The sequence below is a fragment of the Collinsella sp. CLA-ER-H2 genome (genome assembly GCF_040092405.1).
GTDB lineage: Bacteria > Actinomycetota > Coriobacteriia > Coriobacteriales > Coriobacteriaceae > Collinsella.
This window is the reverse complement of record NZ_JBBNLO010000061.1, coordinates 1-1,601: the sequence shown is the minus strand read 5'-3', so window position 1 is coordinate 1,601 and position 1,601 is coordinate 1. Positions and strand designations below refer to the sequence as shown.

Annotated in this window: 1 protein-coding gene; it reads left to right on the top strand. The window is 70.8% G+C overall.

What is annotated here, in order from left to right:
* Positions 1–236 precede the first annotated feature (236 nt).
* A complete protein-coding gene (locus AAAX59_RS09635) occupies positions 237–1,574 on the top strand; it encodes an IS110 family transposase (protein WP_349071601.1) in 1,338 nt (445 codons plus the stop codon).
* Positions 1,575–1,601: the final 27 nt, after the last annotated feature.

The window sequence follows — 1,601 nt, the reverse complement described above, 5'->3', positions numbered from 1 at the left end:
CCGCACTGATATTTTCTGTATTGAAGACGTCGATGATGCACCCGTATACCATTGACGTCGACACCATCAGATGCGGACCGCGCGGTGACCCCACATTCCGCTGGCGCCCACAGGGCTGCCCTCGTTTCCTGACATGTCCCGCGCGGGCCGCGGCGAGCCGAGACCGCCGCATGACCTAATAGGAGCATGGAGCGATACCGCGGACCCGAACAACCGCATTCTATCGCGCCCCGTCAGTGTGCCGTCTGCCCGGTCCAGGCGAGCACGGAAAGAACGGAGCGAGACATGCAAAACGAATCGACACCCGGCGCCCGCGGGCCGGTCTTCTGCGGGGTCGACACCCACGCCGACTCGCACTGGCGTGCGTCCTGGACTGGAGGGGCCGCAAGGTCCTGTCCCGCCAGTTCCCCGCCGACGCGGCGGGCTACGAGGCGCTCGCCGGGGCGATCGCGGCGGCCGGGGAGCCGGCCTGCGTCGCGATGGAGGGGACGTCGTCCTACGGGGCGGGCCTCACCAGGCACCTCGCGTCGCTGGGGATGCCCGTGCGCGAGGCGCTCTCCCCGGCGGGGATGCAGAGGAGGCGCCCGGGGCAGGGAAAGTGCGACGAGGCGGACGCGGAGAGGGCCGCCCGCGCGGCGATGTCCGGCTCAAGGCTCGGGACCCCCAAGAGCCAGGACGGGTGGGTCGACGGGGTGCGTTGCATGCTCGCGGCGCGCTCCGGGGCGGTGAAGGCGCGGACCTCGGCGATCAACACCGCGAGGTCGCTGCTCACCACCGCGCCGGAAGGGCTCAGGTCGAGGTTCCGCGGGATGGCGGGGCCGAGGCTGATGGAGGAGCTCCCCTCCGTGCGCGCCGAGGGCGCGCTGGGCGCCGCGCTCGGAGCGCTGGCGGACCTGTGGGCGGCGGCGCGCGACGCGGCGCTCGACATGGAGCGCGCGATCGAGGCGTCCCTGGAGGAGAACTGCCCCGCGCTGCTGGCGATGTACGGGTGCGGGCCCGTGAGCGCGGCCAAGCTCGCGGTCGCGGCCGGGGACAACCCGGGCAGGCTGCGCTCCGAGGCGTCGTTCGCGGCGATATGCGGCGCCTGCCCCATCCCCGCCTCGAGCGGCAAGACCGTGAGGCACAGGCTCAACAGGGGCGGCGACCGGCGGGCGAACAGCGCGCTGCACGAGATCGCGAGGCAGAGGGTCATGCGCGACCCCGAGACCGCCGAGTACGCCGAGAGGGCCAGGGGGCGGGGGAAGAGCGACAGGGAGGTCATGAGGTGCCTCAAGCGCTACGTGGCCAGGGAGGCGTACCGGGCGCTGATGCGCCCGCACGAGATCAGGAGGCCCGAGGACGCCTCGGGGCTCGTGGCGGCCAGGCGCGCGGCGAAGGTCAGCCAGGTGAGGGCGGCGTCCATACTGGGCACCAGCGAGAAGTACATCTCGATGCTGGAGAGGGGCCAAAGGGAGCTCAAGCCCATAAGGAGGGCCTACGAGGCATGGGTCGAGGCCGGACTTCCGCTCGATTGGGACAGGCAAGCCTTCGAGGCCGAGCGCAAAATGGATTCTAAAAAACACCTTGCCAAATAGGAGCGTCAGGACGCAAAGAGGCTCCGC